Consider the following 984-nt stretch of genomic DNA (forward strand, 5'->3'; position numbering starts at 1 on the left):
GGTCGAGCGGCAGGAGTTCGCGGATGCCGAGTGCGTCGAGGACCCGGTGGGCGGTCTCGCCGCCGGTCAGGACGAGGTCGCTCTCGTGCGCCGCCTCGGCGACCGCGTGGGCGAGGCCAGCGGCGAGGCCGCGGGCCGCGCCGGGGTGGACGGCGTGGGTGCCGTCGATGCTGACGACGGTGACGCCGTCCGTCGTTCGGCCGCCTTCTGTGCGGATGTTCGGGGGCAGCCGGGTGGAGTGGTCGGTGAGAGTGTGTGCGGGCAGCGGAACGTGGCGCGCACCGGCCGCGACGAGTTGCGCAATCTGCGCAACGGCGGTGGGCTCGGCGGTACCGACCACCACCAGTAGAGGTCTGGAGGGGGTGCCGTCGGGGGCCGGTGACACACCGTCGGCTCCTGCGGGACCGGGCGTGTCCGTTCCGGTGGGATGGTCCCGGTCGGCTTCCGTGAAACGGTCACCATCTCTTCCTGGAAGCCGGGCCCAGGCCGTCCCGTCCGCCTGGGCGAGCCTGCGTCCGAGTGCCGCCGCGAGCCCGCCCGTGCCCATCAGGCGTATCCCCGGGCCGAGTCGGAGTGCCGCCTCGGCGATCGCGTCGAGGTCCGTGTCCGTCTCCGCGTCGCACACCGGGTGGTACCCCTCGGCGACGAGCGCCCGCAGTCGGTCGTACAGCGGGGGCTCGGGCGCGCGCACCGTCGCCAGTGGCACCACCCGTGTCGGTACACCGCCCAGGGCGGCCCCCACCGATACGGGCGCCGCACCCGGCTCCGCACGCCAGGCGTCGGTGGTGTGCAGGGCGGTGCCGTGCAGGTTGACGACGCCCTCGCGGACGGTACGGCCGGCCACGGGCAGGGCGGGCGCGATCACGACACCCCTGGCGCCGGTCGCGTAGGCGGCCGCCTCGACGGCGAGGTTGCCCCGCAGCAGCGAGTCGATCTTCTTCAGCACCACGCCTCCGTCGGCGTACGCCAGCGCGGCCCGTACCG

Annotated in this window: 1 protein-coding gene; it reads right to left on the minus strand. The window is 74.8% G+C overall.

Features of this window, described 5'->3' with window-relative positions:
• Window positions 1–984 (minus strand): four-carbon acid sugar kinase family protein (locus O3Q52_RS53530; protein WP_269655605.1); only part of this gene is annotated, 984 nt, incomplete at both ends.

It is taken from the genome of Streptomyces sp. ActVer (genome assembly GCF_027270795.1).
Lineage (GTDB): Bacteria > Actinomycetota > Actinomycetes > Streptomycetales > Streptomycetaceae > Streptomyces > Streptomyces umbrinus_A.